23 protein-coding genes are annotated in these 25,984 nt (G+C 33.7%); 4 read left to right on the top strand and 19 right to left on the bottom strand.

Going from position 1 to position 25,984, the window contains the following annotated elements; all coding sequences use genetic code 11:
- Window positions 1-74: 74 nt before the first annotated feature.
- The 5 genes from QYS47_RS05370 to QYS47_RS05350 form a co-directional block, all read right to left on the bottom strand.
- Window positions 75-2,432 carry a TonB-dependent receptor gene (locus tag QYS47_RS05370; protein WP_322347953.1) on the bottom strand — a complete coding sequence of 786 codons (2,358 nt, stop codon included), beginning with the start codon at window positions 2,430-2,432 and terminating at the stop codon, window positions 75-77.
- Window positions 2,433-2,470: 38 nt separating this feature from the next.
- Window positions 2,471-2,695 (bottom strand): DUF1826 domain-containing protein, encoded by a 225-nt coding sequence (locus tag QYS47_RS05365; RefSeq protein WP_302127467.1) that lies wholly within the window; start codon window positions 2,693-2,695, stop codon window positions 2,471-2,473.
- A gap of 1 nt (window position 2,696) precedes the next feature.
- Complete coding sequence (locus QYS47_RS05360; protein ID WP_322347952.1) at window positions 2,697-3,113, bottom strand: MerC domain-containing protein; 417 nt, start codon at window positions 3,111-3,113, stop codon at window positions 2,697-2,699.
- 165 nt (window positions 3,114-3,278) lie between these two features.
- Window positions 3,279-3,719 carry a GNAT family N-acetyltransferase gene (locus QYS47_RS05355; RefSeq protein WP_302127469.1) on the bottom strand — a complete coding sequence of 147 codons (441 nt, stop codon included), beginning with the start codon at window positions 3,717-3,719 and terminating at the stop codon, window positions 3,279-3,281.
- Entirely contained in the window at window positions 3,716-4,687 is a 972-nt protein-coding gene (locus QYS47_RS05350; RefSeq protein WP_322347951.1) for a PhoH family protein, read from the bottom strand. The genes QYS47_RS05355 and QYS47_RS05350 overlap by 4 nt, the downstream gene beginning before the upstream one ends.
- Window positions 4,688-4,779: 92 nt before the next feature.
- Here QYS47_RS05350 and QYS47_RS05345 point away from each other — a divergent pair, with 92 nt between their 5' ends.
- Window positions 4,780-5,556 carry an SAM hydrolase/SAM-dependent halogenase family protein gene (locus tag QYS47_RS05345; protein ID WP_302103752.1) on the top strand — a complete coding sequence of 259 codons (777 nt, stop codon included), beginning with the start codon at window positions 4,780-4,782 and terminating at the stop codon, window positions 5,554-5,556.
- 10 nt (window positions 5,557-5,566) lie between these two features.
- Here QYS47_RS05345 and QYS47_RS05340 read toward each other — a convergent pair whose 3' ends face one another.
- The 4 genes from QYS47_RS05340 to QYS47_RS05325 all read right to left on the bottom strand — a co-directional run bounded on the left by QYS47_RS05340 (window position 5,567) and on the right by QYS47_RS05325 (window position 10,220).
- Complete coding sequence (locus QYS47_RS05340; RefSeq protein ID WP_322347950.1) at window positions 5,567-6,760, bottom strand: GAF domain-containing protein; 1,194 nt, start codon at window positions 6,758-6,760, stop codon at window positions 5,567-5,569.
- 167 nt (window positions 6,761-6,927) lie between these two features.
- On the bottom strand, window positions 6,928-8,316 hold the full coding sequence (locus QYS47_RS05335; RefSeq protein ID WP_322347949.1) for a S41 family peptidase: 1,389 nt from the start codon (window positions 8,314-8,316) through the stop codon (window positions 6,928-6,930).
- Window positions 8,317-8,394: 78 nt separating this feature from the next.
- A complete protein-coding gene (locus QYS47_RS05330) occupies window positions 8,395-9,504 on the bottom strand; it encodes a helix-turn-helix domain-containing protein (protein ID WP_322347948.1) in 1,110 nt (369 codons plus the stop codon).
- Between the two features lie 131 nt (window positions 9,505-9,635).
- Window positions 9,636-10,220 (bottom strand): DUF2911 domain-containing protein, encoded by a 585-nt coding sequence (locus QYS47_RS05325; protein WP_322347947.1) that lies wholly within the window; start codon window positions 10,218-10,220, stop codon window positions 9,636-9,638.
- 237 nt (window positions 10,221-10,457) lie between these two features.
- Here QYS47_RS05325 and QYS47_RS05320 point away from each other — a divergent pair, with 237 nt between their 5' ends.
- Window positions 10,458-11,639 carry a thiolase C-terminal domain-containing protein gene (locus QYS47_RS05320; RefSeq protein WP_322347946.1) on the top strand — a complete coding sequence of 394 codons (1,182 nt, stop codon included), beginning with the start codon at window positions 10,458-10,460 and terminating at the stop codon, window positions 11,637-11,639.
- Window positions 11,640-11,642: 3 nt separating this feature from the next.
- Here QYS47_RS05320 and QYS47_RS05315 read toward each other — a convergent pair whose 3' ends face one another.
- The 4 genes from QYS47_RS05315 to QYS47_RS05300 form a co-directional block, all read right to left on the bottom strand.
- On the bottom strand, window positions 11,643-12,005 hold the full coding sequence (locus QYS47_RS05315) for a response regulator (RefSeq protein ID WP_302127482.1): 363 nt from the start codon (window positions 12,003-12,005) through the stop codon (window positions 11,643-11,645).
- Window positions 11,989-14,049 (bottom strand): PAS domain-containing protein, encoded by a 2,061-nt coding sequence (locus QYS47_RS05310; protein WP_322347945.1) that lies wholly within the window; start codon window positions 14,047-14,049, stop codon window positions 11,989-11,991. The genes QYS47_RS05315 and QYS47_RS05310 overlap by 17 nt, the downstream gene beginning before the upstream one ends.
- Before the next feature lie 313 nt (window positions 14,050-14,362).
- Window positions 14,363-16,009 carry an alkaline phosphatase PafA gene (pafA, locus tag QYS47_RS05305; RefSeq protein ID WP_322347944.1) on the bottom strand — a complete coding sequence of 549 codons (1,647 nt, stop codon included), beginning with the start codon at window positions 16,007-16,009 and terminating at the stop codon, window positions 14,363-14,365.
- Window positions 16,010-16,132: 123 nt separating this feature from the next.
- Entirely contained in the window at window positions 16,133-18,715 is a 2,583-nt protein-coding gene (locus QYS47_RS05300) for a tol-pal system YbgF family protein (protein WP_322347943.1), read from the bottom strand.
- Between the two features lie 164 nt (window positions 18,716-18,879).
- Between QYS47_RS05300 and QYS47_RS05295 the strand changes: the two genes are divergently transcribed.
- A complete protein-coding gene (locus tag QYS47_RS05295) occupies window positions 18,880-19,815 on the top strand; it encodes a Ppx/GppA phosphatase family protein (protein ID WP_308357463.1) in 936 nt (311 codons plus the stop codon).
- Window positions 19,815-20,903 carry an Ldh family oxidoreductase gene (locus QYS47_RS05290; protein WP_322347942.1) on the top strand — a complete coding sequence of 363 codons (1,089 nt, stop codon included), beginning with the start codon at window positions 19,815-19,817 and terminating at the stop codon, window positions 20,901-20,903. Before QYS47_RS05295 ends, QYS47_RS05290 begins: the two co-directional genes overlap by 1 nt.
- Here QYS47_RS05290 and QYS47_RS05285 read toward each other — a convergent pair.
- The 6 genes from QYS47_RS05285 to QYS47_RS05260 form a co-directional block, all read right to left on the bottom strand.
- Window positions 20,896-21,453 (bottom strand): hypothetical protein, encoded by a 558-nt coding sequence (locus tag QYS47_RS05285; RefSeq protein WP_322347941.1) that lies wholly within the window; start codon window positions 21,451-21,453, stop codon window positions 20,896-20,898. The two genes, QYS47_RS05290 and QYS47_RS05285, sit on opposite strands and share 8 nt — an antisense overlap.
- 2 nt (window positions 21,454-21,455) lie before the next feature.
- A complete protein-coding gene (locus QYS47_RS05280; protein WP_322347940.1) occupies window positions 21,456-21,755 on the bottom strand; it encodes an FtsB family cell division protein in 300 nt (99 codons plus the stop codon).
- A gap of 98 nt (window positions 21,756-21,853) precedes the next feature.
- Window positions 21,854-23,128: a phosphopyruvate hydratase gene (gene eno, locus QYS47_RS05275; protein ID WP_308357467.1), complete on the bottom strand. Its 1,275-nt coding sequence runs from the start codon at window positions 23,126-23,128 to the stop codon at window positions 21,854-21,856.
- A 7-nt stretch (window positions 23,129-23,135) separates the two neighbouring features.
- Complete coding sequence (carA, locus tag QYS47_RS05270; protein ID WP_322347939.1) at window positions 23,136-24,230, bottom strand: glutamine-hydrolyzing carbamoyl-phosphate synthase small subunit; 1,095 nt, start codon at window positions 24,228-24,230, stop codon at window positions 23,136-23,138.
- A gap of 122 nt (window positions 24,231-24,352) precedes the next feature.
- Window positions 24,353-24,973, bottom strand: coding sequence for a 50S ribosomal protein L17 (rplQ, locus tag QYS47_RS05265; protein WP_322347938.1), 621 nt, complete (start codon window positions 24,971-24,973; stop codon window positions 24,353-24,355).
- A gap of 5 nt (window positions 24,974-24,978) precedes the next feature.
- Window positions 24,979-25,968 carry a DNA-directed RNA polymerase subunit alpha gene (locus QYS47_RS05260; protein WP_308357470.1) on the bottom strand — a complete coding sequence of 330 codons (990 nt, stop codon included), beginning with the start codon at window positions 25,966-25,968 and terminating at the stop codon, window positions 24,979-24,981.
- Window positions 25,969-25,984 lie beyond the last annotated feature (16 nt).

The following is a 25,984-nucleotide window of genomic DNA, read 5'->3' as shown; positions in this document are numbered from 1 at the left end:
TGCAACAATATTACTAATGCAACATAATTGCAAATATACATCCGCAAACTACAAACGCAAGTAGTTTGCGTTAATTAAATTGTTATTTTTACAGAAAAGGTAAAATTCCTGCCTTGCTCGGGTAAATTTATTAATCGATATCGGCTGATGTGATTAAAATAGAAGGTATTGAGTGCGTTATTCACAGAAAATTTAAAATCAAATTCTTGATTGAAAAACAATGTGTGAGCACCCGCTCCAAAGTTTAATATAAAACTATCGAATGTTGGTCTCTCGTTTCGATCTGTTCTATTTTGAGCAAAATTATACCTTCCGGAAATGAAAAGGTATTCCTCCTTTAATCGATATCCTTCAGATACAAAATTTTCAAATTCAAAAGTATTAACAATTGATGGAGGTGGTGTTAAGGGCAGGGCTAATCTGCTATTCAAATTCAGATTTTGCACAAATTCAATTACTGTTTCGTTCTTAAAATAGAAAACCGGTTGGTAGGATGTACTAATTTCAAAACCATTGAATAGCGCGTCATCCTGACGGTACTGCCACATAGTCCCCCCTGATGCTAGGAATGAAAAGTTTCCCGTGGGCGCTAAATATATATAATCATTATAATAGGCGTAAAAAGCAGAAATCTCCAGGAACAATTGTTCAGACTGATGGATGTAATTTATATCTGCTTGATAGCCATTTTCTATATCAAGATCACGATCTCCCAATTCATGTCTGAAATTCCCATGATGAACGCCATTACTGGAAAGCTCTATAGCAGTGGGATAGCGAAAACTATTGCCTAAATTAAATTTTATGTGATCCTGCTTAGTAGCCATATACGTCACGCCTAATCCTCCACTAAAATTTTCAAAATAGCGATCGAAAGCTGGCGTTCTTTCCATCATTTCCCCGGTCGGCTGTAGCGTTCCTCTATCAAAAACGGGTTGTAAATGCTGATTGATTTGATGACTAGCTCGATCATATCGTATTCCCCCATTTAAAATAAATTGATCTTTCATATCAAAAAGCTGGTAATGATAAAAGCCTAATTGCGAACTCGTATAGTCGGGCAATAAAAACTCAAAACCATCTCTTTGATTTTCCATCCATTGGAACTGCCCGCCCATTAATATTTGATGATTTGGATTAGGATTAAATTCGTATCTAAGGTTGGCGGTATAAGTATTTAAATGTAGACCCAAAGCCAAATTTGAATTGGCATATTCTGGTGCGATTCCATGAGCGCCCGGAAACGATAATTCATTTCTATTATTCCGCTGATACCCTAAATCCAGCTCGAATTTTTGATTTCCAAAACGCCAGTAAGAGTTACTAATAAGCATATGATGCTGATTTCGTTGCTTGGGTAAATCCACATTTCTAAAATCACCGTTATGCCTTAAATTATAACTGCGAGGAAGCCCTATAGCCCCTGTAAAGATTCCAGCTTCTTGATTAAAGCTTGTAAACCTCAAGCTGCTCTTAAAATTCTGGTATTTTAAACCAATTAAAGCGCTCAAATGTAATTCATTACCCGCAGTATTTTTCAGTCTATTTTCCTCAATTGGAAGCTCAAATCCTGCATAGGTAAAATCATCAGCCGGCACAGAATAGTCTCCGAAATCCTGATGGGTCATTCGGGCACTGTAAAAGAGCGCCCTTTTCTTACCCTTAAATTCCAAGGAATTTGAAAAAGCGTGATTATTGGTTTGGTAGGAAGATAAATACTCAATAGTATTTCCGTCCTGCAAGGGTATATTATTCTCCTTGATGTTAATCACACCGCCCATTCCATCTGGCCCAAAAAGCAGAGATCCAGGCCCCTTTATGACTTCCACCTGATCAACATCGAATGGATCAATCTCGAGCCCATGATCAGCACCCCACTGTTGTCCTTCTTGTTTAATTCCCCTATTATTTACCATAATTCGGTTGAAACTCATCCCTCTAATCATAGGTTTAGCTATTCCCACACCAACATTAATGGTATTGACCCCAGGCAAAGCAGCGAGTGCACCAGAAAATGTACCACTACTATTTCGCTCAATAAAATCCTTATCCACCATTTGAACCGGCTGGGTTTTATCGATTACTCTCGATAAAATATTGTCGGAAACAACCTTAACTTCAAACAAGGTCTGGACATCCTCATGGCATACAATTTTGATGTCATTTAGGTTCTTAAATTCTGAAATAGGAATGATTTGTGGAATATGCGTTACATGATTGATTTCAATTGATTCCACTTTTTGCTGTTTGTCGATGTTGATAGCAAACTTACCCTCAATATCCGTGGTAGTACGAACTTTCATTGGGTGGAAAGTAAGTAATACAGCCTCTAATGGCTGGCCGTCTGTGCCCACAACATTTCCTTCAAATTTTTGAGCTAGAACAAAAAAATGAGAGAAAAATAAAAACGTAATAATCAGTAAACGCAACATATTTGCAAAAATATTAGTCTTATTTTACTATTCAGGAATTATCTTTCATCTATTCTTAATAAGATTCTCTTTTCTTCACTTTCTTCAATTGGAGGTGATCTATGCACAATGCCTTTACCATTTGGGTATAAAAGGTTTTCTCCTTTTAAAAAGGCTACATCAAAGGGCTTCGTTTGTCGAATAGCGTTCCAGTTTCCATTTGTGATGTTTTTCGAATCTACTCTATAAATTTGCCTTTTTAAAAAGTTGATGATTTCTGTCACTTTAAATTGTTTCTGCCATCAAAAATGCTTTTCTTGTTTTGACTACCATAATCCAGTTGACTATATGGGCTATCGCAATTAAAAATGCACCGCTGACTGTAAGTACAACTTCATTTACCTCTATTAATCCAGATTGACCCATCCCAATCAATATAAAGCCCAATCCCAATAGTATTAAGGGTAAAAAATTCGAATGATGTCTTTTAAAAGCAGGCAGAAAAGAAACTAATGCTAATAATAAACTGAAGAAAATGATTGAATATTCTATCCAAGGATTAGCTAAAAAGTGCAGGCTTGCCAAAGTTGAAAGGCTTAACAACACTGGCAATGCTGCACAATGAATGGCGCATAATATAGAAGCCATCATGCCGATTGCATCGAGCGGTATTTTATTTGAACTAACATTTAATCTATTCATCTTTACCAATTGAATAATTGATGACTACTAACGCAACTCAATTGCAAATATAAAAAGATTAAAAATAAACGCAACTTAATTGCGTTTTGTTTCTCCCGATAAATTACTTTTGTGTAGAAATTTTGTCTGATTTGACTTAGAATAAGAGATGAATTACCATTTGGTTCAGCTATTCATCATCTCCATCTGATAGTGCATGATATTACATTCCTCGAATTGATCTCCAACTTTTTTGAAACCAAATCGCTCATATAAGCTAACAGCAGGGAGCTGAGCATGCATATAAAGCTTCTTACCCTCTGACTTTGGATTAGCTCGGATATCATCAATTACGGCCTGTACCAATGCCTGCCCTACTCCTTTTCCTCTATGGGATTTTAGTACAGCAAATCGTTCTAATTTCATTCCATTATCTGTGAATCTCCAACGGGCAGTACCGCATGCGTTACCCAATTCATCTTCCGCAATAAAATGGGTTGATATATCTTCGAATTCATCATATTCCTCTTCACGAGCTACATTTTGTTCCTCAACAAATACTTTTTCTCTGATTGAGAATATTTTCTTAAGATCTTCCTGATTATCTACAACTCGTACCGAAATCATTTTTCTTCTTTTTGAACTTTAGCATCATTTTTATCATAGGCTTCGATTATGTGTTTCACCAATCGGTGGCGAACTACATCTTCACCTTTTAAATTCACTATTCCTATCCCTTTAATATCTTTTAAGATTTGAGTTGACTCTATCAATCCTGACTTTTGCTTCTTGGGCAAGTCAACCTGGCTCATATCACCCGTAATGATCGCTTTAGAATGCGGCCCCATTCTGGTTAGGAACATTTTAATTTGCATTGGGGTCGTATTCTGGGCCTCATCCAATAATATAAAGGCATTATGAAGTGTTCGCCCTCTCATATAAGCTAAAGGAGCAATTTCTATCACTCTGTTTTCTTGATAATATTTTAGCTTTTCCGCAGGCACCATATCATCTAATGCATCATAAATTGGTCTTAAATAAGGATCAATTTTTTCTTTTAAATCTCCAGGAAGGAAACCTAAATTTTCTCCTGCTTCAACCGCAGGTCTAGTGATAATAATTTTACGAACTTCCTTGTTTTTAAGGGCTTGCACAGCCATTGCTACAGATACATAGGTTTTTCCAGTACCGGCCGGCCCAATTGCGAAAACCAAATCATTTTTTCTTACAGCCTCTACCAATTTGATTTGATTCGGAGTTTTAGCTTTTATGGCATATCCTTTAGTTCCGAATACTAAAGTTTCATCCGCATTACCATCTAGTTTCTTTTTGCTTTCTTCGTATTCCTCGTTTAAATACGTTTTTACACTTTCCTCCGTAATTTTTCCAAACTTATGATAATGAGTTACTAGAGAATGCACAATTTGATTGATTCGAATAATTTCAGGTGTGCTTCCTTGTATTCTTATTTCATTTCCCCTAGAGATAATTTTTGATTTAGGAAAAGCAGAGGATAACTCGTTGATATTACGATTTTCTACTCCTAAAAAATCCACAAGGGATACATTTTCCAAGGTGATAACTTTTTCTACCAAATGATTTTCTTATTTATGATGTCTCAATGTGTTAGTACTAAATTTTCTGTAGTTTTGTTTTTAACAAATTTAACAATAATTCAATTTTTTGTATGCCTTTGATCACTTTTCTATCAGATTTCGGTTGGCGCGACCATTATGTGGCAGCGGTGAAAGCCAAAATACTGAGTGAAGATGCTAATCTTCAAGTGGTTGACATAACTCATAACATCACTAAGCATGATATCATTCACGCTGCCCATGTTTTAAAATCAGTTTATCAAGAATTCCCTGAGGGAAGTGTACATATAGTAGCTGTCAATTCACTTTCAGAAGCAAATGAAGATATTATTGCCGCTGAAATTAAAGGACATTATTTCCTAGCCAGTAATAATGGAATATTGAGCTTGTTAAGAGAAAAAGATCCCGATCAGATCGTAAAAATTGATACAGAATTAAAAGGAAATTTTCTAGCAAAAGATGTTTTGGCTCCTGGGGCTGCTAAACTCTTAAAAGCGCAAAATATTACTGCATTAGGCTCTGCCTTAGCAGCAGAAAAATTCAAAAAGTTTATCATTCCAAAAGTAAAAGCTACTCGAGAAATCATACAAGGACATGTGGTGCATATTGATGATTATGGGAATTTGATTACGGATATCATGCAGTATGATTATGACATCCTAAGTAAAGGCAAAAGTGTACAGATCAAATTCAGAAACTATTCACTGACAGGTGTTCAAAAACACTATCATGAAAGCCAGGGGGGAGAAGCTTTTGCCATATTTAATGATCAGGGAGTATTGGAGATTGGAATTAAAGAAGGCAATGCTGCTGAGCTATTAGGAATGGAGTATAATAGTATGGTAAGTGTTAAATTTGAAGACTATTAAACTTTTTAGTTCAAACCACAATATTAAAAGACAAGCAAATTCCTTTTTCATCTGCGGTTAATGAAACATGTGGCTCACTGTTTAATAGAATAGTCAGACTATCATGAATTTTTTGATAGGCAACTGCATCTAAATTTTGGGATGACATTTGTATCAGCATATTATTCGAATCTCCCTCTACAATCTGTATTAAAATACCATCTTTAGCATTTCTATTTATCAATTCATTGGTAATCGCTAAAATGCAATTGGTTACTATAGCTACTGCAATATTGTTTTTAGTATAAATCAGAGGGTCTGAAGGAAAATCAGGAATACCGAATCCTCCTACCGCTTTGGTGCTATTTCTGGATAAATCTTGTGCGCTTATTATGATTTCTGATAGATGGGAATACGCTGTATTAAGCGTTAAATTTTTAAGTGCATTCACACAATCTGTCACATCTGCAAGAGCCATTTCAATGTTTGCCAACATATCTATATTTTGACTATTAGCTTCTTGTGCTGCTTCAAAATTTAAACGTGGTGTTTCATCAAATAAATGATTATTAAATAATAGATATTTGGAGCAATTCATATAAGAGCTAACCGCGGAGGCATTAGCATAGCCTTTATAAATTGAATCTTGAATCGGTTTTAGTGTTTCAATTAATTCTCTTATTCCTGGTAGTAAAGCACTTTCTGTAATCTCTAAACGATTTTGGTTACGCTTTTCAGTAATGGATTTCAATCGTCTATTAACCAGCTTTGCTAATTTCTCTAAAACTTTAATGTCGTTTTTAGTAAACTCGCGACTTTTAGTATCTAAAACGCAAAGTGAACCAATTACAACTTCATCTATATAAATAGGAACTCCCAAGTAAGAACTAATCCCGTATTCGGATACTAATTGTTGAGGCACCTCTTTATTATGCTTGGCATCAGATACCTTGAAATACTGATCATTCTTTACAACATATTGACAAAAGGAAACATCTCTATGGGTTCCTCCCGCTGCTTCAAGTGTAGCAGGTAATCCGAATGAAGATTTAAATAATTGGATATGATCTAAAACGATATTAATCATAGCCATAGGGCTGGATAATTCTTCAGCTGCTTTTTTAACAATATTGTGAAGAACTTTATCATCTGTCTGAGATAATAATTCTTTCGTAAACACTTTATGCCGATCTGGCCTGTATCCTAGTATATCAATTCTTTCCATCTTTAAGCCCCACAGTCATTTATTTAAACAAAAACAGGTTGATTTGTACTAAATGTAATAATTTTGTTTAACAAAATAACAAATTTTATTTTACAATATTAAACAAAATACGATTATTGTGGGACAATGGATTTGCGGAATAAGTGTTGTTTTATAGCTTCTATATTTCACTTATTAGAATGCTTAAATCTTTTAAGCAGCTCTAGTAATATTTCATCATGCTCGTCTAATAGATAATCTTTTATACGGATATCAGGCATAACTCCTTCGTGCTTTTCGGAGCCGTTCACCCTTACGATTTTGCCTTTTGATATATTTACTGTAATGCCAGTATTAGGTAATGTAAAAGGAAATATTGAAGCATATAAAGTAGGGTATTCTGCGGTCTCCTCACCCACAATAGTGGCCCAACCATAATCTTGTATCTGAGCAGCAGCAACTGTTGATTGTGAATGTGACTGTCGATTCACTAGAAGATATACATTTCCCTTATATCGTTTTTCAATTTCTTGTGTTTTATAAGAATCAAATTGGTATTCATATATACTACCATTTTCATGATCAAAAACGCTTTTATAAAATTTAGAAGTAGAAGTATCCTGATTCTCTAATATATAATCCTTTAGTATCTGGCTGCTTTTTAAGCTAAAGCTGGAATTCCATTTAAAATCTTCATCAGCTATGTAGGAAACCAAATAATCAGAATGAGAGTCATTACCGCCTGCATTATTTCGAAAATCTATAATTATATTAGGTTTATTGGCCTTGTTTATTTCTAAAAAAGCAGAATCAATAAAAGCTTTGAATTTTGATAATTCTCCATCAAAGTTTCCAGGTTTTAAATAAGCTGCATAATCATAAAATTTAAAAAATCTTTCCCCGTCTATTATTGGATTACGCTTCATTTCGTAATCCTCGATGGCATTAATTGCTTTTACTTTGTGGGTTTTAAGTTGGCCTTCATACTTGATTTCAATGCTAAATTCATCAACTTTACCGTAAATTTGCCAATAGTATCTTGGCAGGGAGAAAAGCTCAAGTTTAGCCTGCTTAAAGTATTTAGATTCTGCAGAAATATGAGGGTATATTTTTTCTAATATTTCTTCTATCTTTTTACCATTTATACCTACCAATTCTGATCCTATTTCAATATTCATGTCAGACCAATTTTTCCGTATTAATGGCCTTTGATCTTGAAACGCAATTTCTATAGGCAAAACAGTTCCACCCCCTTTGGCATATTCAAGATATTGCGGTATTGGAAATTCTATTGCAGTATGCCCGTTTTGAACTGCAGATGTTAAGAATTGGAAGCGATTAATTATCTCTAGGATACTTAATGAATCCTCTTTTATATCATATTTTAATTGATGATAAATTGAATCAAAGGCTTCTGGTTTAATAAATTCATTTGGATTATAATGAGTTTCTTTTAGGGCTTTGAATAAAAAGTCTAAATCAGATTTAATCTCTTCATTTGAGTAATACTTTTCATTTTGACTGAATAAATTTAAGTTAATGAATACCAGTAAGCTGAAAATTGAAATTGTTTTCATCTGTTAATTTTTTCTGCAATTCTAAAGTATTCTCAATTTAAAAGACAGTCCTTAAAGTCTCATATGACTATTTAAGACTCATAAACCTTCATTTTCCATAAATTCTGAAGGGGTTAAACCTGTCTCTTTTTTGAAAACTCTATAAAACGAGGCTTTAGAACTAAAACCTACCTTTTGACTCAAGCCTACAATGGAATATTTTTTAGCTTCATCTGTCAATATACTTTCCTTGAAAGCTAGTACTCTGTAATGATTAATAAAATCATTGAAATTGGTATCCATTACTTCATTTAAGATTTGGGACAAATCATTAATCGGCCAGCCTACATGCCCTGCAAGTTTAGCAATGCTTAACTTAGGATCTTTGTAAAGCTCCTCACATTTCACAGTTTTAATCAATTGTAATTGCCTCTTTTCAAGTTCTTCCTGTGTAAAACTGAACTTGGCTGCTTTATCCATATATTGTTTTAAGGCGCCAGAATATTTCAACAAATACATATAGCCTAAACCATAAATAAAAGCAGTAAAGATGATACCTAGGGGAATAAAAATATATTGTGTATAGCCTCTTATAATATCTACAAATAAAATGGAAGCTGTAATGGCAATAATGATGGCAGTAAATAAGATTCCCCAAGATATAATAAGATACTTTAGCCATTTTTGAACTTTAACAAAATCCTTTAATAAAAAGCGAGTAGCCTTAGATTCTTTAAATATTAATAGGGTATAAATTAATAAGTGCAGATTTCCTAGTAAAGCTAAAGTCATAGTAATGAATATAACCGTATTAGAATGTGAATTCGTCCAGTCTGGATTAGCTCCTAAATAGCGAAAGAAGAAATAAAAAAAGAGCCCTTCAAAAATTAAACAAGGGACAAAATGAAGTAAATCTTTAGCCTTGAAGGCTCTTAAAGGGTTTTTGATATGCAATATATGCAGATAGGCTAAAGGTCCGTAAGCCATTGAAAATTCCATAGGGAATGGAAAAATCCGATTAAAGCCAGAGATTGAACCCTCTAATACGATATGAAGAATTGTGGAAGAGAATAGAAACAATAAAATTCCAAAGTATAAATTGGGTCTCTTATACGGCTTTTGAAAAACAATCAATCCTGATAATACTATGCCTTGTATTACAGTTACTAAAAAGTAGAAATTAGATGTATTAAGGGAGGTATCGATCATCTTAAAAAGTTCTGAACTTAAATATATAAGATTAATATTTCATTTTCAGATCTAAGTAAGGATGTAAAAAGAAAAAAGCATGGTTTGTATACCCCATGCTTTCATACTATTTATTTTAAATATAAAAATGCTTATTTCAAACCGATTGGCACTCTTGCCATAGTATCGTCCCAAGCGATAATCATATGTGCTCCTGGATCAGCCTCCTCAAACATGATACTCATGTATTCTACTGTGCTTTCAGTTTCTTCAGTTGGTACCGTAATTTTAGCAACCGTGCTTTCTTCTGGTTTGAAAGCATAATGCCCCCAACCGTCTGTATCAGTACTAAAGTGTACTTCCCAGTTTTCCTCTCCTAATTTGATGTATATAGTGTAACGTCCTGCTTTTACTTTTTTACCATCAATCGTTACATCTTCAAAAAACATCACTTCAGTAGACTCATTAGCACCAACTCTCCAGATATTTCCCGGCTTTTCTAATTCCGTAAAAACAGCTCTACCATCAGCTTTAGGTCTTGAATAGGTTACTCTAATAAGAGGTTTAGCATTTTTTTCCTCATCAGTTTTAGCAAAAGCTCTAAATGCAACTCTTGAAGGATAATAAGCCATATCCATTGGGCTTTTATCTAATTCCGGAAATTCTTGTGCTTGAGCATTAATACCAAAGGTAAAGCATGCTAATACAGCCAATGTTAAAATTATAATTCTTTTCATTTTGATTTGATTAGTTGATTCAAGGTGTAATAATAGATTTTAAAGAAAAAGGTTTAAAAATTTATTACCAACTTTAATAAGCTTGCAAATCAATTTTCTTAACTCTATTCATGATTTTTAAATACCGAGTAAGATGGATTTTTTCTAATATTCATATTCTGTTCACTAGAATCTATACATTCACTACAATTTCAAGCAATTCTTATTAACTTTCAAAGGAATTAAAAAATTAAAAGTATGAGTGTAAATATAGTAGGTGCCTATCATTCTCAATTTGGAAAATTAGAAGATGACACGCTCTATTCTTTGTATGAAAAAGCGGCTTTAGGGGTATTAAAAGATGCTAAAATGGAAGCCTCTGAAATTGATGGTGTTTTTGTTGGCAATTATAGTGGTGGTGCTTTTAATCATCAAGAAAATATAGCCCCATATGCTGTTAATATACTTTCTGAACTACGACACAAACCCATGTACAGAACTGAAACTGCATGTTCATCTGGTTCTTCTGCAATCCATATGGCTATTATGGCCATCAAATCAGGCATGATGAAGCGTGTGATGGTTGTGGGTTTGGAAAAAATGACTTCATTAGATTTAAAAGGGATCACTGAGGCATTAGCCATGGCTACCTATTGGCCAGAAGAAGGAAATAAGAAGGTTACAGCTCCTTGTATGTTTGCTGATTTAGCTAAAGGTTGGATAAAAAAATATCAATTTTCTGAAGAGCAATTGAGAGCTCAGCTCGCTAAAATTTCTGCAAAAGCTTATTCAAATGCCACTGAAAATCCATTAGCACAATTACAAAAAGCTAAAACTGCTGATGAAATACTGGCCCTCCCAGATGAGAAGAATCCTGTAATTTATGCCCCGTTGCGATTGCATGATTGCTCTTTGGTTTCGGATGGCGCTGCAGCACTGATATTGGAAGATCAATCCTTAAGAAAAAATGCTGGAGTTAATATCAAAAGCTTTTACAGTGCGGGTGACTACCTTGATAGTTTTGGAAAACATAAATCCGATTATTTTTTAGAGGGTGCGGCCTATGCGGTTGAAAAGACATTGAAAGAAGCTAAAATGGATATTACAGATATTGACATGGCTGAAATTCATGACTGCTTTACCATCACTGAATTACTCTTATACAGCGCTATGGGAATCACCTCACCCGGAAAAGAATTTGAAGCTTTAGAAAATGGAACGGTTTTTAGAGATGGTTCATTACCTATCAATTTATCTGGTGGTTTAAAAGCTAAAGGTCATCCAATCGGAGCCACAGGAGTTTCCATGCACGCTTATATATACAAGCAATTGATGCAGGAAGCCTATGGGATTCAGTTAAATAATAAAGCCAGTGGAATGGTTGTTAATATTGGAGGTTCTGGAACCTCCAATGCAGTATCAATTTTAGAGCGCTTTTAAATTTCAGTTTTCTTTAAGCGCTTTATCTATCTTATCAAACTCAGCAGGTTTAGTCCAGAATTGAATAATTAGTTTAGAATCTAAAGCTTCTTGCATTTCATCATTGATGGCATAGCCTGTAAGCACATAATACTTTTTATTTTCAAATCTAGATTTAGCCTCATTAATGAATTCTAAGCCTGACATTAAAGGCATATTCAAATCTGTAATGATATTAACAATATCGGATTGTTTCTCTAATATCTCAAGTGCTTCTTCACCACTTTCAGCCTTAATCACTTCATAATCATCTTCTAATAATTTTTCGAAAATCAAGAGATTCAACTCTTCATCATCTACGTATAATACTTTAGGCTTTGCGTTCATTCCGTTTTCCTTTTGGGAAGCTAATGGTAAAAATTGTTCCTTTATTTAATTCTGATTCAAAACTTAAATCGCCATTATGTTCATTTATTATCGATTTACAAATGGATAACCCAAGTCCGGTTCCTTTACCTGGAGGCTTAGTTGTGAAAAATGGATCTGTTATTTTCTTATAATTTTCTTTAGCAATTCCACATCCGTTATCACTAACTTTAATCTGTATTTGGTTTTTTAATGATTTGGTTTGAATGCGTAACTCTCCATAATTGGTGATAGAATCGATCGCATTTGATAATATGTTTAATACCACTTGATGTAGTTTTCCATTATTCCCATACACAATCAACTCTGGCTGCTCAAAATCTTTCGTGATTTTTATATGGTCTTTGTGCTTATGATGTAAAACTAAAATACAATCCTCAATTATTGTATTGATTTCGCATTCCTCATTTTTACTTTCACTATTTCTACTTAATAAATTCAAACTTTTAACTATACCAGTAGCTCTATCGGCTCCTTTTTTAATCCATTCAAGATATTGTGTAATCTCATTTTGGTCTGGGTTTTTCCCATTCTTTAGATGTTTATCAATGGCCAGATATCCTCCTACTATATAGTTAAGAGGATTATTAATTTCATGAGCAACACCTGCCGTTAAAACACCAATAGATGCCATTTTTTCTGACAATACTAATTGAGATTGCATTTCTCTTAATTCATCTAAAGCCCTTTTTCTTTCATCTGAAAGTAGCATTTCTCTACTCACATCCCAATTTGTACCATAAACGGCTACAGCTTTACCATTTTGATCAAATTCGGTTTTCCCTTTGGCTCTTATATGAGATATTTTACCTGTTTTTGATTGAACAATTCGAAATAATGTATCGAATGGCTTTTTACCGTTGATGGCTTCATTTAATTCATCTACCGATCGTTGCTTATCCTCTGGATGTAAACTTTTCTCCCAAGCATCAAAAGCACCATTAAAATCATCTTTATTGATGCCATATAATTGATACATGATATCATCCCACTTCAGCTCATTTTTTATTAAATCATAATACCAAACGCCTGACTTAGAATGCTCAGCTGCTAGCCTGTAAAGCTCAAGTTCTTCAGACATTTTTAAAATTTCCCTAGTTCTTTCCTCTACTCTTTTTTCTAAAGTATTATTTAGCAGCTCTAGTTGTTCCTTCGAATTTTTATTTTCCGTTATATCCAAACCAACAGAATCCCAAATGATACTACCTCCTTTTTGTCGCGTAGGAATGCCATTTAAGTGTACCCATTTAATTCTTCCATCTGCTAATTGAATTCTGTGTTCAAATGACCAGTGGGATAGATTTTTTGCGGATTCACGTATAGAGTCAATGTAAGCTTGTCTATCATCCTCATGAACTCTATCCCATAGCAATTGATTATTTTCTAAGGCCTGCTCTTGAGTTATTTCATATAAATCATAAATCCCTTTACTAACAAATTCTAATTCGTCTGTACCATCGGAATTTAGTTTATATCTCAATACTACTCCAGGTAAATTATCAGCTATGTTACGGTATTTCTGTTCACTTTTTATTAAAGCCTCCTCAGCCAATTTTCTTTCCGTGATATCTTCTCCTGTTGATATAAAATACTCACCCAAAGGAATAGTATTCATGCTCAAATATTGATTAGTCGGTGGAAAGTACTCTTCCCATTTGTATGTTTCCCGATTTTGAAAAATTTGCTTTATAATGGGCAAGAATTGAGAGGTGGCATCATATCCGAATATTTCATTAGCTAGCTTACCCACCACCTCTTCTTTTGTTTTACCCCAAGCCTTCAAAGCGGCTGGATTTGCATCATCCAAAACCCAAGTTTCTATTTCGTCATTCTCATCCCTAATTACCTTCCATAGATGAACCTCATCACCCAAATTTTCAAAAAGCGTTCGGTATTTATCTGTTATTTCTTTTAATTCAGATTGAGTTTCTGCTAGCTGCTGACTAGCTTTATTGAGCTTCTCATCAATAGTCCTAATGCTGGTATGTAAATCTCTGTTCTTCATTATATTGTTGCTACTATCACATTTTAATATGATAGTCAAATCCAATTCTTATTTAAAAGAATGCACACCTTACATACTTTATAGTAAAAAATTAAGCTGATGTCTATTTCACCTTATAGGATGATTCATATTTTTTATTAATATAACGTAATTTTTATCAAGTTCAGAATGATTATTCTTAAAACATTTAAATAATTTTTAGAATAACAACACTTCTTAGAAATATCATATAAAAAAGCAATGGCTGTTAGTAAATAAAAAAGGCGTTAAACTTTGTTTAACGCCTTTTAAAATGGGAATAATTGACTAGTAATTAGTTTAATACTTCTTGTATCGGTTCACCAGTAGCTCCATTCGGTAAATTAGTACCTAATATATGAGCTAAAGTAACAGCAATATCATCTATATTTTGTCTTTTGTAGGATACTCCTTTATCTATTCCACTTCCATACCAAATTAAAGGAACGTGGGTATCATAGGCATATCCCGTTCCGTGTGTAGTAGCAGCACTTGTTTGATAAAACCACCCAGGCTGAAGTATTAATAATACATCGCCTGAACGTTTGAAGTTATAGCCCATTTGTAAGGCTGCTGCTCTATGCTTAGTATACTCTTGTTTTTGCATATCCGTTGCTGAATACGCCTCTGCAACTCCATCTAATTTTAATGCTTCATAGGTCACAAATTCCCTAACTGAATTTAAATCTAATTTTTGATCTTCAATCAACTGATGATTCAGGAAAAATTGTTCATTAGAAAAATCTTCTATCCAGTCTCCTTGCCCATATCTAGCTTGCAATGCTTCGCTCATTTGTTTCACATATAAATCATCGTCATAATGATCTGCAGGAATTTTTTTAGATTGTAAATATTCTGGTACTTCTGCACAACCATGATCAGCCGTTACAAAGATTAAATAATTTCCCTTTCCTACTTTTTCATCTAAAGCCTTAAATAAGCGAGCAATTTCCTGATCTAATTTGATATAGGTATCCTGTACTTCAACTGAGCGGGGACCAAATCCATGACCGATATAATCTGTAGAGGAAAAGCTCAAGGCCATGAAATCCGTAATTTCATCTTTACCCATCTCTTCGCCTTCTATTGCTGAAATAGCTAAATCAGCTAAAATTGAATTTCCATATGCTGTATTTGGCAACAAAGCGAAATTCCCATTTTCCTTTCTAAGTTCTTTTAAATTATATGGAAATACAGCCTTTTCTTTTCCTCTAACCTTCATTTCATAAGGCATATCATCGGGAGATGATTGTGTATATTCATCTAAAGGCATTGAAAGCTCCCAGCTTTTATTCAGATATTGATCAGCTAGTTTTCTTGAATTGAAATCTTGTAACCATTGTGGTAATTCCTCCTTTTCATAATAAGAGCTTGTAATGAAATCTCCGGTACTTTTATCATACCAGTAAGCACCTGTTGGATTATGACCTGCTGGTAAAATCGAACCTCTATCTTTAATAGATATTCCGATCACTTTTGATTTGAAATTCGTAGCCAAACCAATTTCATCTGTAATTGTAGAACTTAACATTCTATGAGGAGACATTTCACCTGCATCTGACGGTGAACCTATTGTGTAAACAGAAGTATCCTCAGCACAATAAACAGATGTTTTAAGATTCTTTTCATACCAATTATTGGCAATTATACCATGGGTTGCAGGAGTCGTTCCAGTATAAATGGAGGCATGACCAGGCCCTGTAAAGGTTGGAATGTAGTTATAATGGGTATTATGATTATAAAAACCTTCCGAGATCAATCGTTTGAAACCCTCTTCACCAAAATTTTCGGCATAGCGTTCAAAATAATCATGTCTTAACTGGTCAATTACTATTCCTACAACCAGTTTAGGTTTCTTCAATTCTTTGTTCTCTTTTTGTTCAATTGGTTGACATGCATTGATAAAAAACAACACTACCAAAAGATTGAAATATTTATACATAGAGTTATATTATAATTTTTCGCTAAAATAATAGTTAAAGCTTATTTTTAATAGTTTTTAAAGTTAAGTGTATGTTAGGGTTTAAAACAAGAAATATTAGGAGTGCATTTCATTATTGTATAATCAATCACATGCCGTTTCAAGATAATCATCAAAGTTTAAACCTTCTTTAAAAAGTACTTTACCCTCTTTGTCAAAATAAGCAATAACAATATAGTTTATTTCAGATAAGCGTCTTTCTGCTATCCAGAATAATTCTCCTTTGCTATTATATGGATTTAATTCATTAAAAATAAAAGGAATAATCTTTTCCGCTTTTTGATTGAGAACACCATAACCTGTTGATTGTCTAACGATATAAAAAGCTTGATTTTCAAACTCAACCTTTTTCCAAATATCAATCTCATCTAATAAATACTCATTTTGGAAAATATTAATAATACCAATTTCACCCTCTTCCTGAACTATCGCCACCGAATCATTCAAATACTCAATAGCCTCAAAATCTGGATTTAAAACGGTTTCTCCATTTTGATTACTGATTCCGAATAAACCCTCCTCTTTAAAAATGTATAAAGAATCTTTAACGTACACTTCCAATTTGGATTGAGAATGAGGCGGGATCACTTTTAAGCTATCAACTGATACAGCTCCAAATTTTTTATCTCTAAGGAATGGAATTAAGCCATTGTGATAAGCTCCAAAAGCATTTACTTTTCCCACGGCAATAGTATTAGCAGCTGAATCAATTAATATTTTCTCTTTCCCTTTTTGGATTTGAACCAGGTGATCGGTTAAAACATTATTATCCAAATCTTGCCCTTCTTTAATCTTTCTCCCAAAACCATTAAAGAGGCGAGTGTAAGCCTTTTCATTGATAAGCTCCACAAAACGGATATTATTAGATTCTGGTGACAATTCAATATTATAATTCATTAACAGTTTAAATTGTTCTTTTTCAGCTAGTTGAACTTTTCTACCTGATTGAAATAATAAATATTGAGCAGAATCTTTCGTTGCATAAGTAAGCCAACTATTAAATATGCGAATTGAGTCATATTCAAATTGAGGATAGGATTGCAATCCATTTTGAAAAACAGCCCAGCCTCTATCTTTTTTAAGCGCTAAAACACCATCTTTTTCCTTAAAATCTTGAAATGAATTTTCAAAAAAACTATTGAGATTTGCATCTAAGATTATGATATTCCCCTCCTTGTTTTTTATCCAGTAATCCTTAAACTTGATGACTTCAGCTCTTTCAACAGGGAAAATAACTTCCGCCTCCTTATTGAGTATGGTTTCAAATTCATTGGAATATAATCTTAAATATTCGTCATTTATCCATTCATAATCATCATATAAATAGCTAAAATTTTTAAAATCTGATTTTGAGATTTTCTTGAATTCAGTTCTAGAAGCAATACCCAAATCATTACCCTTTTTAAGAAAAAATAGCTCTCCTTCTATCCATATACTATCAACTGGTTTTTTTAAAATATCCTCATTCATTACTGAAGTTAATTGCCAGCCTGAATTCACCTTTTTTGCAAAATGGAAATCATCTAATTTTTGAAAATCTAAGCTTTCATAGTTTAATTGATCTTTATTAGAATAATGCTCAATCCAATTTCGATTAGTAGCATCTTCTATTTCAAAAAAGCCATTATTAAAATCCTTAATTGCAACTATATTTTTATCGCTTAACTTTTCGCCATTCTTTAAATAAGCAAAAATAGAATCTTCATTTCCTGTCAAAACAAAGGGTCTTTGAATAATAAAACAGGAATCTGGCATTATCTCTGAAAAATAAAAAGGTAATAATTCTTCCTTTTTTAGATCAAAAAGGTAGTAAAGACTGTCTTTTTTATGTGTTAAAATCTCAGATGAATTCTCTGAATAATTTAAACCATTCAAAATTGACAACGCCAGGTCTGCAGCTTCAAAATTCGAATATTGGCTTATAAATTTTTGATAATCTGACTTATCCGCCCCGGCACTCATAATATTAAGAATCTGAAAAACTGCATCCTCAGCAAATTCAGTTTGAGGTCTTTCTTCAACATATTCTATATAATCATTAAGGCGTTGCAGCTTAGTTTTTTTCTCATAATAAAGCGTTTCGAAAACATCTCTTGCTTTTTGAGCCTGTGTAGCATTAGGATATTTCTTAAAAAATTCACTAACTGCTTGAGGTGTATTTTGAGCAATCGCATTATCATAGGCAATCTGATTTCTGAGCTTTGTCGCTTCTTCTTCAAAAAGCAGATAACGATAATCCTTTAAATAATGATTAAACGATTCCTCAGTATAAATTGAATCCGCCTTTTCAAAGGCTAAAGAGTCTATTCTTTTTCCAAGATTTACGATTGCAAGACTATCAAAATCTTTCTTAGCTAAAGTCTCTTTCTTCTTAATATTGAGATTAGGGAATGAATCAGTTGCCACATTAATATGATAATGTGCAGAATCGATAGCTTCTAAGTTCCATATGGGATGGCTAAAATATTTAGCCAACATATAATGAGTGGTAGGATCAGAATTATTTTTATCATATGCTTTATCAATTCGAGCTTTCGCTTTTGCCATTTTCTCTTCCTCTAAAAATTTATCAGCATTTAGTACCTTATAAGCACAGCCTGTGATTAAAAAGCTAAAAAACAGTGTATAGAGAAAAATATACAATTGACGCATATAGAGAATAGTCACTTTAAATAGTCTAAAAATAGGAAAACAATTTCTAAATAAGCGAGAAAGCATCTATAAGGTTTTCATTCTACCTAAAAGATTCAATAAGGCCGACAAATAATGCAATTGCCAATTGCATTCTAAGTAGTATATTGCGCATTGTTTTATAGGCAGGCATTATAAATATGGATAAAATAGCCATTATAGATTTAGGTACAAATACCTTCCACTTACTGATAGTTGAGGTGAATGATGGAAAGGAGACTATTCTTTTCAAAGAAAAAATTGCTGTAAAATTAGGTGAAGGAGGAATCAGCAAAGGGAATATTAGTAAAGCCGCAGAAGAACGTGCTATTGATACCATGAAGTATTTTAGCCATAAGCTAAAAGAAGAAAATGTCAGCAATGTTTTCGCTAGCGCTACTTCCGCAATGCGAAATGCCTCTAATGGCAAGGAAGTAATCCAACATATTTATGACGAAACTGGTATTTCGGTTCAATTAATCTCAGGGCTGGAGGAAGCAAAGTTTATTCATCAAGGAGTGAAAAAGGCACTTGAAATAGGTCCTGAGCCAGCCTTAATCATGGATATTGGTGGTGGAAGCGTTGAATTCATTATTTGTGATCAAACAGAAGTCTATTGGATGAAAAGTTTTGAAATTGGGGCTCAGAGATTACTAGATAAATTCCATAAACATGACCCCATTCAACCTAGAGACATTGAAAAATTAGACGATTTTTTAAGAGCCGAATTAGCTGAGCTCAAAATGAAAATGGACATCTATCAGCCTCACCATCTTATTGGCTCTTCTGGCACCTTCGATACTTTAATAGATATAGATTATCAGGAAAAAAATATAACAAAACCTGATGAAAATTCTTTCTCTCTTCCACTTGAGGATTTCGATAGGATCTACAATGAAATTATTCATAAAAATAGAGACGAAAGAATGAAAATACCAGGCATGATTGAAATGCGCGTGGATATGATAGTAGTTGCTGTTTGCCTCATTCAGTTTTTAATAGAAAATAATGATTTTATTAATATCAAGGTATCTACCTATGCTCTTAAAGAAGGATTACTTGATGCTATCATCTCAAATGATTTAAATATATCTTAATGAGTACCTACAATTATAAAGCTTTACAAAATTTCGTAAATGATGTATTCATTAAAATGGGCTGTCCTGATTCTCAAGCAACCGAAGCGGCTGAAGTTCTAGTAAATGCTGACTTAAGAGGAGTTGATTCTCATGGTGTAGCAAGATTACATGGTTACATCAGGCTTTGGGAAGAAGGTAGAATAAATGCTAAACCTGAAATTAAGATCATACACGAGACTCCTAGTACTGCTACTATCGATGGTGATAAGGGATTAGGATTAGTGGTAGCTCCTTTTGCAATGCGAATAGCAATGGAAAAGGCAGAAAAGGTAGGTACAGGCTGGGTTTCGGTTAAAAATTCAAATCATTATGGTATAGCGGGGCATCACAGTATGATGGCTTTAGAAAAAGATATGATTGGCTGGTCGATGACCAATGCGAGTCCTTTAGTATCACCAACTTTTTCAAAAGAGAGATTATTAGGAACTAACCCCATTTCAATTGCTATTCCTACTGAGAAGCAACCACCTTATGTAGCTGATTTCGCAACTACCACCGTAGCTAATGGTAAATTAGAGGTATTAAAAAGAAAAAATGAATCTGCACCTCTGGGTTGGGTTCAAGATGCAGACGGTAAAGGCACTACGGATGTTGATGCTTTAAAAAAAGGTGGAAGTATGTTACCTCTTGGAGGGTCTAGAGAACATTCAGGACATAAAGGTTATATCTTGGGTTCTATAGTAGATATATTTTCAGCCGTACTATCAGGCGCTAATTATGGCCCATGGGCTCCTCCATTTGTTAGCTTTCTTCCATTAAAGGAAAATCCTGTAGGAGAAGGCTTAGGTCATTTCTTAGGAGCGATGCGTATTGATGCATTTAGACCTGCATCTGATTTTAAATCTCATATGGATAATTGGATTAAAACTTTCAGAGCTTCAGAAACTACTGATGAAAACGATAAAGTTTTAATTCCTGGTGATCCTGAAAGGGAAATGAGTGAACTTAGAAAAGCTGAAGGAATACCTTTATTAAAGCCCGTAGTAAAGGATTTAAGTACTATTGGGAAAAAATTTGAATTGGATTTTGATCAGTATTTCAAATAGTAAAACCTACTCTGAATACAAAAGGAGAATTATAAGGTGATCTTAAAGGATTATGTAGTAGATTATATAAGGCCATTACTGTAAACCCTGCTCTGTTTCCTATTGGTTGAAAATAGCCTCCTCCTATAAAAAAAGCCGGAACCCAGGCTCTTCCTAATTCATAACCGGTTGGAGTATTGAGAATTACATCTAAATTGATGTTTTCATATTCTGAGTAGCCAAAAAATTGACTGGAAATATTATATCTTCCAAATAATTTACCGCCATAAATATTGGTTTCATAATTCCCAACTTGAGTGGTCCCCTTTATTCTAAAATATTGATAGATTACCCCAGCACCAAAAGATAAATCTTGATTCACCATATAGCCCGCAATTGGTGAGGCTTCAATATGAGTAAAGCTTCCAAGCTGTATACCAAAGTTCCCTCCAAAATACAAGCGATCAAAAAAACTAGAGTTTTCATCTACATATTTTTGAGCATGACCATATTGAGTTCCAACAAAAAGAAACGTAAATATGATGAGAATGGATAGATATAACTTTTTCAACTTTATTCTTTTTCAACTATAACGAAAAGGTCTTCAGATTCTTTTTTCATAAGATACCTTTCTCGAGCAAATTTCTCTAATAATTCATCATCGCTCATCAAACCTTCTCGATCTACCTCTACTTCCTTGATCTTTTCTTGATAATAAGCCTTTTCCTTTAATAAATCATTGTATTTTGATGATAACCTCCATTGAGAAATTAAATCATTCCCATCAATAAATAACATCCAGATCAGGAAAACTGCTCCTGCTATAAAGTAGAAATTTTTGAATATTTTTGGAATTCGATCCATTAGTTGCATTAAAGTATAATTAAAAGTAATACAAATTTATGAATTGGCCTAAAATAAAAAAGGCTACTGGTTTAATACCAATAGCCTAATTTTATAATAAATGTAATTTAGAAATTAATACCTGGAAAATATGCCATTTCACCTAATTCCTCTTCTATTCTTAATAATTGATTGTATTTTGCCATTCTATCAGAACGTGAAGCAGATCCTGTTTTGATTTGTCCAGAACCCATAGCTACTGCTAAATCAGCAATAAAAGTATCTTCTGTCTCACCCGATCTGTGAGAGATGATATTTTTGTAGGAAGCTTTATCAGCCATTCGGATTGCATTGATAGTTTCTGTAATGGTACCAATTTGGTTAACTTTTATTAAGATTGAATTACCAATTTTTTCATCAATACCTCTTTGTAATCTTTCAGTGTTTGTAACGAATAAATCATCCCCTACCAACTGAACTGTTCTTCCTATCTCACGAGTAAGTTTTTCCCAACCTTCCCAGTCATCTTCTTGCATACCATCTTCAATAGAAAGGATAGGATACTTATCACACCATTTTTTCCAATACGCTACCATCTCATCAGAAGAAAGCTCTTCACCAGTACTTTCGAATACATACTTTTTCTTGCCTTCATCATAGAATTCAGAAGCTGCTGCATCCAAAGCAATGAAGATATCTTCACCCGGCTTGTAGCCAGCTTTTTCGATAGCTGTTAATACTACCTCAATCGCTTGCTCATTTGACTCAATGTTAGGAGCAAAACCACCTTCATCCCCAACGTTGGTTGATAAACCTTTACTTTTTAATACTTCTTTTAAGTGATGAAAAACAGTGGTACCCATTCTTAAAGCTTCCGAGAAAGATTCAGCGTTTACTGGCATTACCATAAACTCCTGGAAGTCAATTTTATTATCTGCATGGCTACCACCATTAAGGATGTTCATCATAGGAACTGGAAGTGTATTAGCATTTACACCACCCAAATATCTGTAAAGAGACTGGCCTGATAACTGAGCAGCTGCTTTAGCAACAGCCATAGATACACCTAAAATAGCATTTGCACCTAACTTTGCTTTATTGCTAGTACCATCTAACTCAATCATGATTTTATCAATTAGATTTTGCTCAAATACAGAAAATCCAATTAATTCCTCAGCGATAGTAGTATTTACATTATTAACCGCTTTTAAAACCCCTTTTCCCATAAAAATGGATTTATCTTTATCTCTTAGCTCAACAGCCTCGTGAATTCCGGTACTAGCACCTGAAGGTACTGCAGCACGACCGAATCCTCCGTTAGAAGTAAATACTTCTACCTCAACAGTAGGATTCCCTCTGGAATCTAATATCTGTCTTGCGTGAATGTTTTCTATAATACTCATAGTTTTATTAGTTGATTAATGAAATAAATTGATCAAATAGATATCTTGAATCATGTGGCCCAGGTGATGATTCTGGATGATATTGAACTGAAAATACTTTCTTATCTTTCATTTTCAAACCTTCAACCGTATCATCATTCAAGTTAATATGTGTAGCAACTACTGTAGTTGATTTTTCAACATCTTCTGTAACGACACTAAATCCATGATTTTGTGAAGTAATTTCACTTCGTCCTGATTCTTTGTTTAAAACTGGCTGATTTAAACCTCTATGACCATTATGCATTTTGAATGTTTTGATCCCATTTGCTAAAGCAATGAGCTGATGACCTAAACAAATACCAAATAGAGGTTTTCCACTTTCTATTATCGCTTTAGAATTATCAATAGCATTTGTCATCACACCAGGATCACCTGGCCCATTAGATAAGAAATATGCCTGTGGCTTCCATTCCTCAGTTTGTTCAAAGCTATAGTCATGAGGAAAAACTTTGCATCTGAATCCTCTTTCAACTAGTTGTGATAAGATACTACTTTTAATACCATAATCCATCACAGCTAACTTAATACCATCATCTTTACCCATTTCATAAGGCTCTTTAGTACTTACAAAAGAAGAAAGGGATAGACCTTCCATGGATGGAACTTTGTCTAATTCCTTCTTTAATTCATCTATATCCGAAATCTCAGAAGAAATAATCGCATTCATTGCTCCTTTATTACGAATATGGCGAACAATCTTTCTCGTATCAACATCACATATACCGGGAATCTCATGTTTAATCAGATAATTATTTAAATTATCTACTGCCTGACCTCGACTGTAATCATCAGAAAATGCGTTGATTACAACACCAAACACCTTAGGGCCATCTGATTCAGACTCATTAGGATGAACTCCATAATTCCCGATATGTGCATTAGTATTCACCATAATTTGCCCATAGTAGGATGGATCAGTATATAATTCCTGATAACCGGTCATACCTGTATTAAAACAGATTTCTCCACCTTTTGTACCTGAAAAACCAATTGATTTTCCATGAAAGACTGTACCGTCTTCTAAAAGTAAAATTGCTTTGTTTTTATTCTTGTATTTCATCAGATACTTTTCTGAAATTGATAATGATTTGGAGTTCTTTCAAATGATCGAGACAAAAATAAATAAAAAAAAGGGATTGAATAAATATCCAATCCCTTTTATTATTTCTATAGACAGAAAGATTATTCATCTCCTTTTTTGTCCTCTTTTTTATCTTCAGATTTAGCCTCTTTCTTTTCAGCTTTTGGAGCTTCCTCTTTTTTAGCTGCAGCCTTAGGAGCTTCCTCTTTCTTAGCTTCTTTTTTAGGAGCTTCTTCTTTAGTTTCTTTTGCTTCAGTAGCTTTAGATTCAGTACTAGCTGATGCTGATTTTGATCCACCACCTCTTCTACTTCTTCTAGTAGTTTTCTTAGCTTCCTTCTTATCAGAACCACCAAGTAGATTTTCATTGTAATCTACTAACTCAATTAAAGCCATCTCTGCATCATCACCAAGTCTAGAACCTAATTTAATAATTCTAGTATAGCCACCTGGTCTGTTAGCAATTTTAGTAGCTACTTCATCAAAAAGTTCTTTTAATACTTCTTTATTTTTTAAAGAAGAAAAAACAACTCTTCTATTATGTGTAGTATCCTCTTTTGACTTTGTCAATAAAGGCTCAACATACTTCCTTAAAGCTTTAGCTTTTGCTACAGTAGTAGTAATCCTTTTAGAAAGGATTAAAGAACCTGCCATGTTAGATAACATCGCATTTCTGTGGGAAGCAGTTCTACTTAAATGATTAAATTTCTTACCGTGTCTCATTGTCCTTATTCTTCGTCAAGTTTGTATTTGGATAAATCCATTCCAAAGGTTAAACCTTTATCAGCTACCAATTGCTCTAATTCAGCTAATGATTTCTTACCGAAATTTCTGAATTTCATCATATCAGAAATTTCTAAAGCTACTAAGTCTCCTAAAGATTTAACATCAGCAGCTTTCAAGCAATTATATGCTCTAACAGATAGATCTAAGTCATTAAGAGCTGTTTTGAGTAATTTACGCATATGTAGCATTTCCTCATCTACAGCTTCTGGCTCATCAGATCCACCAGCATCCAATACCATATTTTGATCAGAGAACAACATAAAGTGTTTAATCAAAATATTAGCAGCACCTTTTAATGCCACTTCAGGATGGATACTTCCATCAGTCTCAATATCTAAAACTAATTGCTCATAATCAGTTTTCTGTTCTACCCTTGTGTTCTCAACGCTATACTTAACGTTTTTTATAGGAGTAAAAATTGAGTCAATAGAAATATAATCCGTAGCCTGATCAACCACTTTGTTATCTTCAGAAGAAACATATCCTCTTCCCTTTTCGATAGTTAATTCTATCTCAAAGTTTACTGATTCGTCCATATGGCAAATCAATAATTCAGGATTTAAGATTTCAAATGCAGAAGTGAATTTGTTAATGTCACCTGCCTTGAATTCCTTAACATTCTTAAGAGAAATATTGATTTTGTTATCTGCAGTTTCAGCAACCTTTTTAAATCTTACCATTTTAAGATTTAGGATGATTTCAGAAACATCTTCAACCACACCTTCGATTGAAGAAAACTCATGCAGAACACCAGGAATTTTAATTCCTGTGATAGCATAACCTTCTAAGGAAGATAACAGAATTCTTCTTAAGGCATTACCTACAGTAACACCATATCCTTTTTCTAATGGTTTGAATGTAAAAAGCCCGTGAAAATCATCTGCTTTTTCCATTGCAACCTTTTCAGGCATTTGGAATGCTAAAATGGACATATTATTAAATTTCTTT

The organism is Marivirga arenosa, assembly GCF_030503875.2.
In the GTDB taxonomy this organism is placed as follows: Bacteria; Bacteroidota; Bacteroidia; order Cytophagales; family Cyclobacteriaceae; genus Marivirga; species Marivirga arenosa.
Note: the sequence above shows the minus strand (reverse complement) of the source record. Positions and strands in the feature narration are given on the sequence as shown.

What these genes read in the sequence shown, in the direction of transcription:
- QYS47_RS05310 (WP_322347945.1), bottom strand. Translation starts at nt 14,049, where the DNA reads ATGAAGAACAGAGATTTACATACCAGCATTAGGACTATTGATGAGAAG.
- QYS47_RS05360 (WP_322347952.1), bottom strand. Translation starts at nt 3,113, where the DNA reads ATGAATAGATTAAATGTTAGTTCAAATAAAATACCGCTCGATGCAATC.
- QYS47_RS05335 (WP_322347949.1), bottom strand. Translation starts at nt 8,316, where the DNA reads ATGAAAACAATTTCAATTTTCAGCTTACTGGTATTCATTAACTTAAAT.
- QYS47_RS05355 (WP_302127469.1), bottom strand. Translation starts at nt 3,719, where the DNA reads ATGATTTCGGTACGAGTTGTAGATAATCAGGAAGATCTTAAGAAAATA.
- QYS47_RS05330 (WP_322347948.1), bottom strand. Translation starts at nt 9,504, where the DNA reads ATGATCGATACCTCCCTTAATACATCTAATTTCTACTTTTTAGTAACT.
- QYS47_RS05290 (WP_322347942.1), top strand. Translation starts at nt 19,815, where the DNA reads ATGAGTACCTACAATTATAAAGCTTTACAAAATTTCGTAAATGATGTA.
- QYS47_RS05340 (WP_322347950.1), bottom strand. Translation starts at nt 6,760, where the DNA reads ATGGAAAGAATTGATATACTAGGATACAGGCCAGATCGGCATAAAGTG.
- QYS47_RS05295 (WP_308357463.1), top strand. Translation starts at nt 18,880, where the DNA reads ATGGATAAAATAGCCATTATAGATTTAGGTACAAATACCTTCCACTTA.
- QYS47_RS05260 (WP_308357470.1), bottom strand. Translation starts at nt 25,968, where the DNA reads ATGTCCATTTTAGCATTCCAAATGCCTGAAAAGGTTGCAATGGAAAAA.
- pafA (WP_322347944.1), bottom strand. Translation starts at nt 16,009, where the DNA reads ATGTATAAATATTTCAATCTTTTGGTAGTGTTGTTTTTTATCAATGCA.
- QYS47_RS05315 (WP_302127482.1), bottom strand. Translation starts at nt 12,005, where the DNA reads ATGAACGCAAAGCCTAAAGTATTATACGTAGATGATGAAGAGTTGAAT.
- rplQ (WP_322347938.1), bottom strand. Translation starts at nt 24,973, where the DNA reads ATGAGACACGGTAAGAAATTTAATCATTTAAGTAGAACTGCTTCCCAC.
- QYS47_RS05345 (WP_302103752.1), top strand. Translation starts at nt 4,780, where the DNA reads ATGCCTTTGATCACTTTTCTATCAGATTTCGGTTGGCGCGACCATTAT.
- QYS47_RS05370 (WP_322347953.1), bottom strand. Translation starts at nt 2,432, where the DNA reads ATGTTGCGTTTACTGATTATTACGTTTTTATTTTTCTCTCATTTTTTT.
- QYS47_RS05320 (WP_322347946.1), top strand. Translation starts at nt 10,458, where the DNA reads ATGAGTGTAAATATAGTAGGTGCCTATCATTCTCAATTTGGAAAATTA.
- QYS47_RS05280 (WP_322347940.1), bottom strand. Translation starts at nt 21,755, where the DNA reads ATGCAACTAATGGATCGAATTCCAAAAATATTCAAAAATTTCTACTTT.
- carA (WP_322347939.1), bottom strand. Translation starts at nt 24,230, where the DNA reads ATGAAATACAAGAATAAAAACAAAGCAATTTTACTTTTAGAAGACGGT.
- eno (WP_308357467.1), bottom strand. Translation starts at nt 23,128, where the DNA reads ATGAGTATTATAGAAAACATTCACGCAAGACAGATATTAGATTCCAGA.
- QYS47_RS05325 (WP_322347947.1), bottom strand. Translation starts at nt 10,220, where the DNA reads ATGAAAAGAATTATAATTTTAACATTGGCTGTATTAGCATGCTTTACC.